Here is a 15,633-nt window from a genome sequence, read left to right on the forward strand (position 1 = left end):
TCATGCTCTAGGCATTCTTTGATCGCAACCGAGGGCCGCTAAAGCGGACGCTTCGCTTTGCCCGCCTGCGACATACCGGCACGACGGGCAAAGTACTTCTGATTTTCCGAAATCGTGTCAACCCCAGGAATCAAAAATATTCTGCTTTCGTTCTCACCCAAATCACCCGCATAACTCCGCTTGTCTCACCCAATTGAGGGGCGTTGGCCATCGTCACGAACGTGCGGTGAGATGCGATGGACGCAAGAGCTGCGACTGACGTGTGTGGCTTGAGCGTACGGCGAAGTCGTGTGGTTCTGACGCCGCGGTGCTGGCGCTAAGTTGGCGGTTGCGCATCGATCCTATTGGATCGAGCGCGGTGTCCCGCCGGCGATGGTGGCAAGAAAGCCGTTCACCAGGAAGAGCACGAAGTAAGCCGTAAAGCCAATGCGCAGGGAAGGCCGGAATGCTCCCGCTGCCCTGTATGCTCGTGTGCAGTTTTGTTTGCGCAAATCGCACGCGAGACCGCGGGTGCAGCAAGCACCCGGTCTTCCCTGCGCCCTCTAATTTTCGAGGAGGGCAAACGAAGATGCAAACCTCGGACGCAATGCGCCGCGAGAAGGCGAAACTATAGGCCGCAGCGTACCGGCTCGCCTACCCGACGAAATGGAATATTGCATTTTTGCGGTGCAGCAAAGCTCGCGAGGGCACCCTGCTAACGGGCAATGGCAATTCGGCTGGCTTGTCTGTATTGGTGCAACTGGCATGCAAGCTTCGGAACCTGCGTTCGCGCGCTCCGGGGAAATAACGGGAGGATACATGCGCAAGCTGATTTTGGCCGCGGCATCGATCGCGGCACTCGCTGTGGTCGGCCCCGCCGCGGCGCAATCGCCGATCGTGATCAAGTTCAGCCACGTGGTGGCGACCAATACGCCGAAGGGGCTGGCGGCCGAGAAGTTCAAGGAACTGGCCGAGAAATACACCGCCGGCAAGGTCAAGGTCGAAGTCTATCCGAACTCGCAGCTCTACAAGGACAAGGAAGAGCTGGAAGCGCTCCAGCTCGGCGCGGTGCAGATGCTGGCGCCTTCGAACTCGAAGTTCGGCCCGATCGGGGTCAAGGAATTCGAGGTGTTCGATCTGCCCTACATCCTTCCCGACCTGAAGACGTTGCGCAAAGTCACCGACGGCCCGCTCGGCACCAGGCTGTTGAAGCTCCTGGATTCGAAGGGCATGACCGGCCTTGCCTACTGGGATAACGGCTTCAAGCAGATGAGCGCCAACAGGAAGCTGGTGACGCCGGCCGACTACAAGGGGCTAAAATTCCGCATCCAGTCTTCCAAGGTGCTGGAAGCCCAGTTCCGTTCGCTCGGCGTGATTCCGCAGGTGATGGCGTTCTCCGAAGTCTATCAGGCGCTGCAGACCGGCGTGGTCGACGGCCAGGAAAACACCTGGTCGAACATCTACACCCAGAAAATGCATGAAGTGCAGAAGTACATCACCGAAACCAATCACGGCTACATCGGCTACGTCGTGGTCACCAACAAGAAGTTCTGGGATGGCCTGCCGGCGGACGTCCGCGCGCAGTGCGAGAAGGCGATGAAGGAAGCCACCGAATACGGCAACGGCCAGTCGGCGAAGGAAAATGACGACGCGCTCGCCGAAATCAAGAAAACCGGCAAGAGCGAAATCATCAAGCTGACGCCTGAACAGGACGCCGCCATGCGCAAGGCGGTAGAGCCGGTCTACAAGGACGTCGCCAGCCGCGTCGGCCAGCCGCTGATCGACGAATTCCTCAAGGAGACAAGGGGCGCGACGAACTAAAGTGGGGTTGCAGGGCTTCCGTGCGGCGGCACGGAAGCCCTTTGACTGTCTGAAATATGCTATGACCGAGTGGGGACTGCGGGCCGCAACCGGTGCCGCTGGCATAGCGCAGGGTCCGGCCGCAAGGCCGATCCTTCAGGGGGAAGTTGATGCTGCTTCGGATCCTCGATCGGCTTGAGGAGATACTGATCGCGACGCTGATGGCGTTGGCGACGACGATCATCTTTATCGCGGTGATGCACCGTTATCTCGTCGGCGTTCCATTCCTGTATCCCATCCTGTTTCCGATCAACCTGTCCTGGGCGCAGGAACTCTGCATCTACATGTTCGTGTGGGTTGCCAAGTTCGGCGCCGCCTATGGCGTGCGCACCGGCATCCATGTCGGCGTCGACGTCGTCGTGAACCAGCTCAGATCGCCCTGGCGCAATGCGGTGGTGCTGTTCGGGCTGTTCTGCGGGGCGTTCTTCACTGCCGTGATCGGGACGATGGGCGCAAAATTCGTCTGGGGCCTGATGCACACCGACCAAGTCTCGCCTGACCTGGAGATCCCGAGCTGGTTCGTCTACCTCTGCATTCCCTTGGGCTCGTACCTGATGTGCTTCCGCTTCCTGCAGGTCGCCTACGGCTATTGGCGCACCGGCGAGCTGCCGCACCATGATCACGCGCATGTCGAGGGCGTCGAGATCGAAGAGCCCGGCGTCGGCGCGGCGGGAGTCACCCGATGAGCGCCCTGATCATTTTCACCCTGCTGATCGCGTTGATGCTGACGGGCATGCCGATCTCGATCGCGCTCGGCATGACGGTTCTGACCTTCATCTTCACCATGACCAACGTGCCGACCGAGTCGGTGGCGCTGAAGCTTTTCACCGGCATCGACAATTTCGAGATCATGGCGATCCCGTTCTTCATTCTCGCCGGAAATTTCCTGACCCATGGCGGCGTCGCGCGCCGCATGATCAATTTCGCGACCTCCATGGTCGGGCACTGGTACGGCGGCCTCGGGCTTGCCGGCGTGATGGCCTGCGCCCTGTTTGCCGCGGTGTCCGGTTCGTCGCCGGCGACCGTGATCGCGATCGGCGCCATCATGTTGCCGGCGATGGTACGCCAAGGATTCCCGAAGCGCTTCGGGGCCGGCGTCATCACCACCTCTGGCGCGCTCGGCATTCTGATTCCGCCTTCGATCGTGATGGTGATCTATTGCGTGGCGACCGGCGGCAGCATTGCGCTGGATCCCGCCGGGCAACGTGTTTCGTCGGCATCCGTCGGTCAGATGTTCATGGCGGGCGTCATCCCGGGCCTGATGCTGGCGACGCTGCTGGGGGTCACGACCTTCTATCGGGCGTACAAGTATGATTATCCGCGACTGCCGAAGGCGAGCTGGACCGAACGTTTCGTGGCGTTCCGCAAGTGCATGTGGGGATTGCTGCTGATCCTGATCGTGCTCGGCGGCATCTATGCAGGTCTGTTCACGCCGACGGAGGCCGCCGCCATCAGCGCGGTTTACGCCTTCGTCATCGCGGTATTCGTCTATCGCGACATGTCGCTGAGGGATGTGCCGAAGGTGCTGCTCGGCTCCGCCAATATGAGCGCGATGATCCTCTACATCATCACCAACGCGGTGCTGTTCTCGTTCCTGATGGCGAATGAAAACATTCCCCAGCAGATCGCGGCGTGGATCACCTCGGTCGGCGTCGACTGGATCATCTTCCTCCTGATCGTCAACCTGCTGCTGCTGATCGCAGGCAATGTGATGGAACCGTCTTCGATCGTCCTGATCATGGCGCCGATCCTGTTTCCGGTGGCGGTCAAGCTCGGCATCCATCCGGTGCATCTCGGCATCCTGATGGTGGTCAACATGGAAGTCGGCATGTGCCATCCGCCGGTCGGGCTGAACCTCTATGTAGCCTCCGGCATCGCCAAGATGGGTATCACCGAGCTGACGATCGCGGTGTGGCCGTGGCTTCTGACCATGCTGATCTTCCTCGGCGTCATCACCTATGTGCCGGAAATCTCGCTGTGGCTGCCGCGCGCGCTGGGGATGCTCTAGCCTCGCGCGCATTGCGGTGGATCAAGCGGCGTCACATTACATCTTGGTAAGGGATGCCTCTCTTGCCAACCTTTAAGTTGAACGCCGGTTGAGGCGAGGCCATCTTCAAGCAACCTTTCACAGGAGGTTCGCATGAGGAAGTTCGCCATCGCAGCGGTCGCGGTTCTTGCCATTGCCGGCTCGACCGCCGTCTATGCCCAGCATCGTCATTGGGGCTACGGCCATTCGCGGATGAGCCCGGAGGACCGGTCGGCCTATGCGGATGCCCGGATCGCGGCCGTTCATGCCGGCCTCAAGCTGACGGCGGACCAGGAAAAGCTGTGGCCGCCGGTTGAGGCCGCGGTCAGGGAGTTCGCCAAGCTCAGAATCGATCGCGCCAACGCGCGGATGAACCCGCCGAAGGACGATTCCAGCCAGCAGAAGCCGGATGATCCGGTGGCGCGGCTGCGTGACCGGGCCGAGAATATGGCAGCTACCGCGGCGGCCATGAAGAAGATCGCGGAAGCCGCCGACCCGCTCTACAAGACGCTCGATGACGGCCAGAAGCGCCGGCTCGCCGTTCTGACCCGGTTTGGGGGCAGGGAAGGCTGGCGCCATCACCGGTTCGAGCGCGAAATGGGCAGGGACCGCGACTTTGACCGCGACCGCGGCTACGGCCGAAATCGCGATGACCGGGACCATGGACCGGCCCGGGGCGGCCCCGAACGGCTCTGACGCGCCCCCTCAATCGGGGCCCGATCGAAACATCGGCGGAAGCCGCTGAAATCCAGCGGTTTTTTGCCGTTCTGCCGGTCAGCCAAAGCCCGGGAAAACTCGCTTCGGCTTGCTGGACATCCCCGGGTCGCTTTGCTAAACGACGCCCTCTCGCGAGAGCTTTCCGGAAGCTAAGCATCCGGGCGCATAGCTCAGTTGGTAGAGCAGCTGACTCTTAATCAGCGGGTCCCAGGTTCGAGCCCTGGTGCGCCCACCAAGCCTTTCAAGGGGCTTGGGACCTCTCGTGAGAAGCATTCCGACAAGCGGTCAGCGGCTATTCCGACAAGCCGGCTGTTTTTTAGTCGCTCCTCGCGTCGCTATGTCGGTCCGCGGCGCGCAACTCCGCATCTGCGAGATCGCTGTCGGCGCCTTCGTAAACCAGCCGTGATGGAATGAGGTGAAGGAAAGCTCGTTACGAATTTCCAGCTTTGGCAAACTGAGAAATCTGCTTTGAGCCGGCGCGCGCACCATCCTTCAGTTCGTGGCTCGCAAACAGTGCCAGGCCCGTTCATACAGCCGCTGCGTCTTGCGCCCACCAGTTCTACGTACAGCTTGAAAAGCTCTTCAGACAGATCTTTGTTAGCTCCAAATTTCAACAGCACTGATTTTGGAATCTTCCAAAGCGAGCGTTTGGAAACTTTCCAAACACGGTGTCAGCTGACTCGAGTCGTCGATGATCGAGACATTCTAAGTCGCAGCGCACGCATTTGCGTTGTGGTCACCATAGCGCCTCTCTAAAGACGCGGTGCAGCTCGCTCGCGATCGGACTTTGCCGATAAGGCACAGGCAACCAACCCGAAGTGCGAGTCTGCGGGGCATCTGATTCACAGAGCCATAAGTGTCGGGCCGAGCTCAGACGCGGAGAGCGGATCTTCGATCCATGGTCGTTGCAGGTCGAGCGTAGAACCATTTCACGTTGTGCGGCGTGCTATTGAGGGGGACTTTCGGGAAATGCGACGTGCAGGTGGGGTTGGAACGGCAGCTCGCTTTGGTGCGACACTGCTGGGTGGAGTGGCGTTGTTTGCGTGGTTCGAATCGCCCGCTCGATCCCAAACATCGCAAGGCGGCAACTCCCTTCCACCCGTTACTGTCGATGCTCCGTCGCAACAGTCGGTCCGCCGCGCGCCAACCAAACGAAGTGACGCCCGGGTCCGATCGACTTCACGGCGCACCACGGTGCCTGCCGCCCCGCAAGCGGAAACCGTCGCGGTGCAATCGCAGCCGTCGCAGCCGGGTGTCGTGCCCGCCTTTGCCGGCGGCCAAGTCGCTCAAGGCGCGCGGCTGGGAATGCTCGGCAACACCAACACAATGAAGTCACCGTTCAACGTGACGAGCTACACGGACAAGTTCATCCGGGATCAGCAGGCGGCAACCGGTGCGGATGCCTTGATCCTGGATCCTTCCGTGCGCAGTTCCCACCCAACGGGCGGCGTGGTCGATTCCTTCAACATTCGCGGCTTCCCAATCAACGAAGGCAACAATGGTGAGTTTGCCTTTGAGGGCCTCTACGGGATCGCGCCGAGCTACCGCATCTTCACGGATTACGTCGAGCGCATCGAGGTGCTCAAGGGTCCCTCAGCCGCGCTCTCGGGCATCGCACCCAATGGCGGCGTCGGCGGCGTCATCAATGTCGTGCCCAAGCGTGCGGGAGAGGATTTGACCCGCCTCACCGCGAGTTACAGTTCGGCCGCACGGTTCGGCGGTCACTGGGACGTCGCGAAGCGCTACGGCGACAGCAAGGAATGGGGCGTGCGCGCTAGCGGCAGCCTGCGCGGCGGCGACACGCCCATCGACCGCCAGTCCGAAACGACGGGCGTCGGAGCGCTGGCCCTCGACTATCAGGGCGAACGGTACAGGTCCTGGCTCTATTTCCTCGCGCAGACCGATCGGTTCACCGCGCCGTCACGCCCGTTCCTCATGACTGCGGGCCTGCCGGTGCCAAAGGCGCCGGACGGCCGGCTGAACGTGATGCAGCCCTGGGAATGGTCGCGCATCAACGATCAATCCGCCCTGTGGCGCAACGAATACGATCTAACCGATCAGGTGACGCTGTTCGCCGATGTCGGCGGATCGCACACCAATGTCGAGCGGTTCTTCGGTCTGCCGACGATCACGAGTGCGAGCGGCAACACCACCTCGACGCCGCAATTCTTCGGGCTCAGCATCGATCGATACACCTACGATGCCGGCGTCCGCGCCCGTTTCGACACCGGCTTCGTTCGCCATGCCGTCACCTTCCAGGCGTCGGTCTATCATGACGCGCTGTATCGGCGGCTCACCAATGGCAGTCAAGTCACGTCGAATATCTATAATCCGACCGTGGCGCCAACTCAGTTCGCGAACGAGATCCCCGGACGCCCTCGGCTCTCGGACAGTGAGCTCACGGGGCTCTCGATTGCTGACACCATGTCCGTGCTCGATGAGCGTGTCCTGTTGACCTTGGGTGTCCGGCGCCAGGGCGTCGAGGGGAATAACTACGGAACGCTGACGACGTCCTACGACAAGACCGCGACCACGCCCGTGGTCGGCCTCGTCGTCCGGCCCCGGGATAACGTCTCTTTGTATGCGAACTACATCGAAGGTCTGAGCCGGGGCGAAGTCGCGCCGCAGGGCACTTCCAATTTCGGCGAAGTGCTCGCGCCCTACATCGCCAAGCAGTACGAGGCCGGCATCAAGGTGGACTTCGGGCGGGTCGCAACCACCTTCAGCGCCTTCGAGATATCGAAGGCGAGCGGTGAGCGGTTGGCCAACCGCTTCTCGGCGACCGCCGAAACGCAGGTACGTGGGCTCGAGTTCAACGTCTACGGCGAACTCATGCCCGATGTTCGTGTCCTCGGAGGCGTTTCGCTGCTGGATGGCACCCTGACGAAGACAGCCATCGCGGCGAACGTGGGCAATACGCCCATCGGCGTTCCGAACGTACAGGCCAATATCGGCGCCGAGTGGGATCTGCCGTGGGTGAGAGGGCTCACCTTGAATGGGGCCGTCATCTACACGGGCAGGCAGTTCGTCGATGCGGACAACAAGCAGCCGATCCCGGATTGGACGCGGCTCGATCTCGGCGCCCGCTACACGACGGCGATCAACGGCAGGAAGACGATTTTCCGCGCGAACGTTCAGAATGTGACCGGTGAGAATTACTGGTCCAGCGTGGCCTCATTCGGAACGTTCTTCCTGGGAGCACCGCGCACGTATCTCCTGTCAATGACCGTGGACATGTAATCGCTGCATATGTTGTCGGGCACAAACCTTTGGCGCATGCTGCGGGAAGAGGCCGAGGCAGTTTTCGACGCGCTCAGGCCGCGCATGTTGTCGGACGCGTTCTGGCGGGAAGAACGCAAGGCCTTTCTCGAGAAACCCTGGCCGAGCTGCTCGGTGCTACGGGTACGTCTGGAGCGTTATCGCGACTATCGGGTTGCCAAATCCAGTGGCGGGAGCGGAATGACAAATGCTTCCACCGCGCTTCGCGGCTTCGGACCTGTTTACCAGAAAGATCACGCAGGTCGCGATAGATGCGCATCCCGTATCTCGATCGACGCAATGTGGCTTGTGGTATTTGCGAGCGCCAAGCTTGGCGTAGTTGTGACAATTAAGTGTCATGTCGGGGCAGGCACGACGAACAGACTCAGCAAAGTCGAGTGCGCTCAGGATGGAGCACTGCATTCATCTTACAATTTTTGCGTTAGCATTGTTGCAATTCATAATCTCGCCAGATTGGGATACCAGTTGTTTATCGACAAGAACCAGTTATTCGGCGACGAAAGAGGCCAACTTGCGAAGGCCGTAGTCTCTGGCTGTTCAACTGTCATGCGGTGGGTCGGCTGTTTGTCAGGGGAGAAGCCATGTGGTCGCGCAGCCTGTTGGTCCAGAATCTGTTGGTCCTGAAAAAGGCCAAGCCGCAAGACAACGATGCCGACAGTGCCAATGCGATCGCCGAACGACCGGTCTCCCCTGAGATGCAGATTGTGCCGGCGCTGAGCGGCAACTTTGAGCACGCGCTCGTCAATGGTGCCCTCTCCGGTGACGCAGGGGCAGCGAGCAGGTTTCTCGAACACGTCTCGACGACATTATGGTCGATCGTCGTGAAGCTGGTAGGCGAAGGAGCGGACGCGGAGGCTGCGTTCCTTCACATCGTCGCATCACTGAAGGCTGACGATTATGCGCGGCTGCGGAGGTTCGATGGGCGCTCGCGGCTTACGACGTATTTGTCGCTGGTCGCCCGTGATGTTCTCGCCGACGAACTGGCGGGACAATTCAGTAAAACGCCGCACGAAGCGTGGGAGAGATTCTCGCGTTACTTCGAGACCGACATTCGCAGCCGGATCGCCAGACAATTGCCGCGTAACCTTGGTAGAGCCGGTCGCGAGGATACATATCAAGAAGTATGCCTCAAGCTGATCGAGAATGATTTCCGTCGTATCCGCTTATACGGAGGCCGCGGCAGCTTCACGGGCTATATTCTGACCGTGGTCGATCGCATCTTGATCGATCTCGTGCGGCGTGAGGCGCCCCGACGGCGTTTGCCGGTGGCGATTTCTCGTTCGACGCCGCTTGACCAGGCGATTTATGCAGCCGTGGTGTGGGAGGGTTGTCCGCTGGACACCGATCGCCTCGCTGCTGCACTGCGCGGCAGGCTGGCGCAAGATCCGACAGCCGCTGATGTCGCCGAGTCGGTCGCGCGCGTTGCCGGCATGGCGAAGCTGGAACGCACGCCGCCTGCGACCGAGGCCATCTCGCTCGACGCGCTGCTTGGCGAAGGTGGAGGTATTTCCATCGCGGATTCGTCGCCGACGCCAGAGGACCGTTTGCTGCTCTTTGAGGAGGAAGAGCGCCGCGCTACTCTCGTCGCTGCCGTCAATGCGGCTGCGGAGAAGCTTCCCGCCGATGAACGGTTGTACCTTCAGATTGTATTTTCGGCCAATGAGCCGTTGCCAGCACGTGACATCGCTAGGCTGATGGGTTGCCCGGTCGAGGACGTCTATCGTTTCAAGCAGCGAACCCAGAAATGGTTGAAAGAAATTGCGGTGCAATTGGAAAAGAATTCCGATATGTCCGTCTGAACATGGGTATTGGAATTCTGCCCGATGATCGAACGCCCTAGTCAGGAACCGGCGTCTGTGCCCGCCGAGGACGATGACCGCTCCGACCGGCTGCAAACCTATGAGCTGCTTCGCGCGCAATTGTCGCGGACCATTTCCGAGGGTTTGGAGCAGGGTTCCCTTGCAGCAGGTCAATGGGACGAGATTGACAACGCTCAGATCGCTGCGTTTCTCGACTGTTCCCTGCCGCGGGCAGAGTGGGATGCTGTCGCCGCGAGACTTGCGAACGACCCGGTGGCCCGCGCGGAGTTAACTTCCGCGGCGGCATTGCTGGACGAAATCCACGTGCGGCCTGCGACGGCCCCAGCGGGTCTGGTGGTGCGGGCGGCTGGTGTTCTTGCTGCGTCGGAACAGAGCCGAACGCAGGTTTCGGCAATGGCGGTCAGTCCAGTTGCTCGGTACCGGCGCTCGATTGCGTGGTCCGGCTTCGCTCTCGCCGCCTTGGCCGTGATCGCGATCCCGACCGCTGTGAAGATGGTTGGGGACGGTGCAGCCATCGCGGTCAAGCAGGACGACGCAGGTGATGCGATCGGCCGCGGAATCGTGGCGACCCCGTCCGGTCCAACGAAGAAGAAAGATGCTCACTCGTGCAGCGACGCGAACGAACAAGCCAGGAAATCGACACCCGGCAACATGGGAAGCGATCGCGGTACTGGACCGGGGGCGACCGCGGGGGTGACCGAACATCCAGGCAAGGCAGCGCCCACCGATGATAACGATCCATGCGGGCCAAGGCCGGCAGGGGGCCGTAGGCATGAGCGCCCCGCTTCCGCAGGACCGAACTGACCTAAACTCGACGCTTAAGTCGTCCGGGCCGCATCTCGGTTGCGGGAGGTGCGTTGTGCTCCATCACGAGGATGGGTCTAACGAGACATCGCGATGGCTGGCGACAGACCAAAAATGAGAGCCTGTCCGTCTGCTCCAATGTTGCCATCCAACAAAGGAGCAAGAGATAATGCGTTATACAACGACGAAGGCTGCGATCGGATCACGCTTGAGCATGCGCAGAGCGTTGCTGCTCTTGCATTTGGCGGGTGCCGCTTTGCTCGCGATTGCCGTAGCCGGGCCTGCACGTGCGCAGAGCACCGGCATCGCCGCTTGCGACGACTTTCTGCAAAAATATGATAGTTGCGTTACGTCGAAGCTTCCGGAGGCGCAGCGCGCGACCTACAAGGCACAGCTCGACCAGACGCGCAAGATGTGGGTTGATATGGCCAAGAGTCCATCAGCGAAGTCAACCATGGAAGGGACGTGTAAGCAGACGATGGACGCGATCAAGACTTCGCTGCAAAGCTTCGGCTGCTCGTTCTGATGTAGCCGCGCGGGCAGGAAGGCTGGGGTGCTCATCTGATCGCCGCAGCCTTCTGAGTACGGCGCGTCCAGGCGAAGAACCTGGAGTTCACCCTGCCAGAGCGTGATCCGGAGAAACATGCCCTCAGGCCGATGGTGGGACAGCGGTTTTCCCTTGAGCCTAACAAAGGCGACGCGTTTGCGCGGAGATGATGCTCAAGCAAAGAGCCAGAGCATGATCTGGCTTTCCGAAAAGACCATGCTCAAAACAAGCGCCGATGGCGATGTTTCCTGAACTCGTCCCGCTTTAGGTTCAAGATGAGACCGCCGCTTGTCGTGGGGGTCTCGAAAGCGATGTGACTACCTCGCCTATCGCGATTTAATCTCCCGGCAGCGGGCCGCGCGCAGTCCCGTTAAAGCGTCGCGCTGCAGCAGTGTCGGGCAGGCATTGCCAAGGTAGTAGCTGTCGCCAGTCTCGCGGGCGACCTGCGCCACTACCGCAGGGCCGAGTGTGCTCCAGCAGGCTTCCGTGAGCGCCTTCGACGCCTTGGCTTCATCCCAGTCGGGAGGCCGGCTGAGCGCGGCAATGACAGCGTTGGTGAGATCTGGATCCGTACAGACTGCCGCATTCGTTTCGGCCGGCGCCTCGATCGCGATGGCGAAAAACGGCGCGGCGGCCGAGCGGTTGAGCTTGCGTCCGACGAGACGGGCGGCGTCACGCGCGAGGTCCGCGCGCGCCGTACCGACGCTCTTGGGCGTTGTGCGCACGAAGCTCTCCAGTCCCCGGCGGCAATCGGCTGTCCCGTAAGCCTGCTCAAGGCAGTCGCCGAACGCGGACAGGCCGATCGACGCGCGCAGGGCCAGGAATTCCGGGTTGTCGTTCAGGATCGGAAAGGTCGTGGCATAGCGCTCGAGCGCCGCAAGCCGATCGCCAAACGGATGAGGCGACGTTGCAAGTGGAGTTAATTCGCCGATCGCGGCTTGTTCGGCCAACGAAGCCCAGTGTGCGTCGCGCGCCGTCGGCCTCACCGTTGTCAGGTGGCCGCGGAGCTCGCTCCAGCTCTTTGCGGCCGCCAGCGCGTCGAGCTCGGCGATCACAGGATCGGCCGAAGGAGCCAGCACGGCCTCGGCGGCGCGCTTGTCGACGTCGGAGAGCAGGGCCGCGGTTTGTGGTGGCGGCGGGTCGGCGGGCGTGGTGCGTCCGCTTGAGTTGAGTACGATCTCGCCGACGACCTGATCGTAGTAGGCTGGCGTTTGCTCGAGGCCGACGCTCGCCGCCAATTGCCGGACCTCGATTTGCAAGCGCTTGGCAATCTGCACCAGTGTTAGGTCCGGCTCCGCCAGCCGGCGGACGAGGTTTCGTGTGAACACGGAGTTCGAGGCGCGCTCGGTGCTGGACAGCCGGTCGAGCGCGGTCTGCTTGGCGCCAGCGGAGAACATGATGAATACGCCCTCGGCAGGCGTCATCGCGGCGAGGCCGCCGCTGCCCTTGAGCCCGCGCCCGCCCGGCCGTTCGAACGGATTGTTACGGCAGGCGTCGAGCATGAGCACCGCCGTGCGGGCGCCGCGCGCCTGCAGCCGGTCGATGATCCGGTCGGCTGGAAACGCGGAATCGCGGATCAGCTCTTCCTGTCCTTCGCGGACCTCCGGGATGTCTGTCGGCAACAGGTAGTTCTGGCCGCGGATCTCGAAGCCGTGTCCAGCGAAGAAGAACAGCGCGATGTCGCCCGGCTCGATCATTTTGTCGAAAGCGAGCATGGCCTCGCTCATGGCACGGCGCGGCTGGTTCTCGACGACCATCACCGAGAAGCCGAGCCGGCGCAGGGCGGTGCCGACCGCGCGCGCGTCGTTGACGGCGGTCTGCAGCCGCGGAATGTTCTCATAGGCGTTATTGCCGACCAGCAGGGCGACGCGCTTCTCCGCGCGTGCGGTCGTGGCGAAGCTTATCGCGACACTCAGCGCGAGGATCGCCAGGCACGAGTTTGCTTTCAACATGGATGCTCTCGTCGATGCTCTAGCGGGCTCATGGAGCGGCTGTCTCATCCGGTTGGCCAAACTGTTCGGCGGGTGAGCGCCATTATCCGTCAACTCATTGTTTGTCAGCTCTGTGGCCGGATAATGTGCATGCTGTGGGTCGGCAGGTTGGCTGCGAACTTCATCATGGGCGGGTAGCCGACGATGAGCGGGCCGGCAAATAATGAAAATAGTCCAGATTGCTGATGACGATCGAGACGCGCCGGCGGCAGGCAGACAATCCTGGAGCATATTCCAGTTCGTTCGCCACGGGATTTCGTCACGCCCAAGTTGACTTTTCAGCAACCTGCTGGGGGGCGCGATGCGTTCAAGATGAAGCGTCATCGCGCTTTGGCTTTTTGTTGAGTATGAACTTTTCGGGAAAATCGGTGCTCCCATCGGGTCGTGGCCCGATGGGCGTGATTTTCCGGACCATGCCCTAGATACGATAGAGAAACGTAGCGACGATCGTCCATAGGCCGAGGACGATCGCGGCATAACCGAGCACCGTCTGATAGGGGACAATGGCAGCGCGAATCTGCTCGCCACGCTGAGCCGCTTGAGCGTTGTGGCTGAAAATGAACTTCGTCAGCAGCGCATAGCCGAGCAGCAGGCCGAGTGATGCAATTAGCACGCCGGTCGCGAGGTAGGTCAGCCACCAGACCGGCACGTAGCCGAACCAGTTCAGGTTGATGATCGCATTGATGATGGTCCAGGCGCCCCACAGGCAGGTTATGAATCCGAACCATCCCTGGTAAGGTACCATCAGTTCGATATACGCCTTCGCGTCCGGACGCCTCGCAACGATGCTCGAAGCGGCCGCCAGGGCGCCGAGCGCGAGCAAAACCAGCCCAGTAATAAGACCCGACATTGGATTCCTCTCTTTCTTGACAACAATGCACCATATTGCGGTGACATTTCGAGACGGCCCGCGGCCGTCGCCACCACGTCAAGATAGAGAGACGGACCGGTGAACATTTTTCTCCGCGCCGGCTGCTGTAAATTCGTGCCCGGATAAAGATCCAGCTACATCACCGATCGCAGACTTGAGGCGCGCCGAGGACGGCCGGCCTGCGATCGCCTCCTTGGCTTCGACCTCCACGATCAGGGTGTCGCCCGCCAGCCTGACGTCGACCCGGTCGGCGTCGCGGATGACGACGCGCTGCAGTTTCGCAGCGATGATCTCGCGTGCGATCGGTGAGGTGAGCATCTCGGCCAGGGCTGTTCCTGTGACGGCGATGGCGTCTGCCATGGCGGACCACGCGGCCGAGTCAGCGGAAAGGCGCGGTGCGTCGAGCGAGATTTTGAGCGCCGGGGCGCCCGCGCGCCCAAGCCTGCGCCCGAGCGACTCGGCCTCGGTCTCCGCCTGCTCTTTCGTTGCGTTCTTGACGACGAGTGGCTCGGCTTCCTGGTCGTGATACGCGTCAGCCGAACCGCCCGACAATTTGTCGCTGAATACAAGGACGCGGCCCGTTTCGTAGATCCGAAGAACCGAGACGCCGTCATCGCGCTTGAGCGTCATCGAATCGTAAGGAGCCGGCTCGGCAGTCAAGGCCAGGATTTCGGCGGAGCCGTCGAAGCGCAGCTTGATCGGCGTTCCCATGCGGTCGATCACAAAGCCGATCAATCCGCTGCCGGTGCTGTAATGCCCGATGCGAAGCCGCGAGCCCCTCTCCGCGGCGAGGGCGCCATGGCCGGCGATCAAGGCGAGGGCGGCGCCGACGACGGTCGCTCGGAAACGTCCGGACATGGCAGACCTCACAGCATCACGACAATCCGCAGGATGCGGTACCGCTGATGAGCGCAGCGAGAGATGAGAAACAAATACGGAGTTTTTGCGGCCGATACCTACGTTGAACGCGGTGCATTCATGATTCAAATGTTTCAATCAAGATGCACCGCTCCAGATGCTGCGATGACACGGTGCTGCGATGACGCGGGAAAATCACCGCCGCTGTCCGTCTATCCCCAAGTCCGCCGCAGTGGCCGGACGCCGTGCCCACACGGGATGCGCGCATGAACATCTAAATTGGAGTTGTCCGCTATGATTATCCGTGCCGGTGTCGCCGTCGTCGCGCTCTCGATCTTCTCCTCGGTCGCGCTTGCGCAATCGCTGAAGGACAAGGAGTATTTCGCGGAACAGGAAAAGTATCTCGCGGCAGAGGTCACCTCCACCAACGAGCGGTGCGGCAACAGTCTCACGGCGAAGTTTAACTGGTTGAAGCCGCCGACGCCGGAGGATCGGAAGACCTACAGCGCCTACGGTTACTGCAAGGTAGCTCTCGAAGCCATGTGGCGCGTCTGTGGCTCCGAGGCCGGCAAGGAAGCCGTCAAACAGAAGATCAAAAGCCTGACTTGTAGTTTTGGACCGCAGCGCACGGTTGTGCTCAAGGACGGCACGATCGACTACGAGGTCAATTTCAATTCGAGCAACGACGTCGACTACGTGTTCGAATATTTGCAGAACAATTTGTGAGGTGCAACGGCGTCAGAACGCATTGGTCTTTGAACAAGGATGCACCAGTCTCTCGCTCGGTACAGCGCACCGGCATCATTCGTTCACGCGCCATCCTTGGTGGACTTCACCACCACCTACGCCTGTGCTTAGGTTTTCGGTACACACAACAGGCT

At 61.1% G+C, this 15,633-nt stretch carries 12 protein-coding genes and 1 tRNA gene; 10 read left to right on the plus strand and 3 right to left on the minus strand.

The features are described 5' to 3' along the window. Window positions 1-798 precede the first annotated feature (798 nt). The 9 genes from V1294_RS12485 (at window position 799) to V1294_RS12530 (ending at window position 11,011) form a co-directional block, all read left to right on the plus strand. Window positions 799-1,800, plus strand: coding sequence for a TRAP transporter substrate-binding protein (locus V1294_RS12485; RefSeq protein ID WP_334497401.1), 1,002 nt, complete (start codon window positions 799-801; stop codon window positions 1,798-1,800). Window positions 1,801-1,949: 149 nt separating this feature from the next. Then, the gene (locus V1294_RS12490) at window positions 1,950-2,525 is read left to right on the plus strand and encodes a TRAP transporter small permease (protein WP_247780370.1); all 576 of its coding nucleotides are present in this window, start codon (window positions 1,950-1,952) and stop codon (window positions 2,523-2,525) included. Beyond that, window positions 2,522-3,847 carry a TRAP transporter large permease gene (locus V1294_RS12495; RefSeq protein WP_334497404.1) on the plus strand — a complete coding sequence of 442 codons (1,326 nt, stop codon included), beginning with the start codon at window positions 2,522-2,524 and terminating at the stop codon, window positions 3,845-3,847. The genes V1294_RS12490 and V1294_RS12495 overlap by 4 nt, the downstream gene beginning before the upstream one ends. 132 nt (window positions 3,848-3,979) lie before the next feature. Beyond that, window positions 3,980-4,561, plus strand: coding sequence for a Spy/CpxP family protein refolding chaperone (locus tag V1294_RS12500; RefSeq protein WP_334497406.1), 582 nt, complete (start codon window positions 3,980-3,982; stop codon window positions 4,559-4,561). A 180-nt stretch (window positions 4,562-4,741) separates the two neighbouring features. Continuing rightward, window positions 4,742-4,817 (plus strand) — tRNA-Lys (locus V1294_RS12505). 734 nt (window positions 4,818-5,551) lie between these two features. Next, the gene (locus tag V1294_RS12510) at window positions 5,552-7,822 is read left to right on the plus strand and encodes a TonB-dependent receptor (RefSeq protein ID WP_442895335.1); all 2,271 of its coding nucleotides are present in this window, start codon (window positions 5,552-5,554) and stop codon (window positions 7,820-7,822) included. A gap of 620 nt (window positions 7,823-8,442) precedes the next feature. Beyond that, window positions 8,443-9,660 carry a sigma-70 family RNA polymerase sigma factor gene (locus V1294_RS12520; protein WP_334497410.1) on the plus strand — a complete coding sequence of 406 codons (1,218 nt, stop codon included), beginning with the start codon at window positions 8,443-8,445 and terminating at the stop codon, window positions 9,658-9,660. A gap of 24 nt (window positions 9,661-9,684) precedes the next feature. Next, on the plus strand, window positions 9,685-10,485 hold the full coding sequence (locus V1294_RS12525) for a hypothetical protein (RefSeq protein WP_334497412.1): 801 nt from the start codon (window positions 9,685-9,687) through the stop codon (window positions 10,483-10,485). A 169-nt stretch (window positions 10,486-10,654) separates the two neighbouring features. Next, window positions 10,655-11,011 (plus strand): hypothetical protein, encoded by a 357-nt coding sequence (locus V1294_RS12530; protein ID WP_334497414.1) that lies wholly within the window; start codon window positions 10,655-10,657, stop codon window positions 11,009-11,011. 347 nt (window positions 11,012-11,358) lie between these two features. On the opposite strand, the gene V1294_RS12535 is transcribed toward V1294_RS12530, so the two are convergent. The 3 genes from V1294_RS12535 to V1294_RS12545 form a co-directional block, all read right to left on the minus strand. Beyond that, window positions 11,359-13,500, minus strand: a complete 2,142-nt coding sequence (locus tag V1294_RS12535) for a caspase family protein (protein WP_334497416.1) — start codon at window positions 13,498-13,500, stop codon at window positions 11,359-11,361. Then, window positions 13,442-13,873, minus strand: coding sequence for a hypothetical protein (locus tag V1294_RS12540; protein ID WP_145963620.1), 432 nt, complete (start codon window positions 13,871-13,873; stop codon window positions 13,442-13,444). The genes V1294_RS12535 and V1294_RS12540 overlap by 59 nt, the downstream gene beginning before the upstream one ends. 78 nt (window positions 13,874-13,951) lie before the next feature. Next, entirely contained in the window at window positions 13,952-14,752 is an 801-nt protein-coding gene (locus tag V1294_RS12545) for a DUF4908 domain-containing protein (protein WP_334497418.1), read from the minus strand. A gap of 294 nt (window positions 14,753-15,046) precedes the next feature. On the opposite strand from V1294_RS12545, the gene V1294_RS12550 reads away from it, so the two are divergent. Continuing rightward, a complete protein-coding gene (locus V1294_RS12550) occupies window positions 15,047-15,478 on the plus strand; it encodes a hypothetical protein (RefSeq protein WP_334483633.1) in 432 nt (143 codons plus the stop codon). Window positions 15,479-15,633: the final 155 nt, after the last annotated feature.

This window comes from Bradyrhizobium sp. AZCC 1678, assembly GCF_036924765.1.
Lineage (GTDB): Bacteria > Pseudomonadota > Alphaproteobacteria > Rhizobiales > Xanthobacteraceae > Bradyrhizobium > Bradyrhizobium algeriense.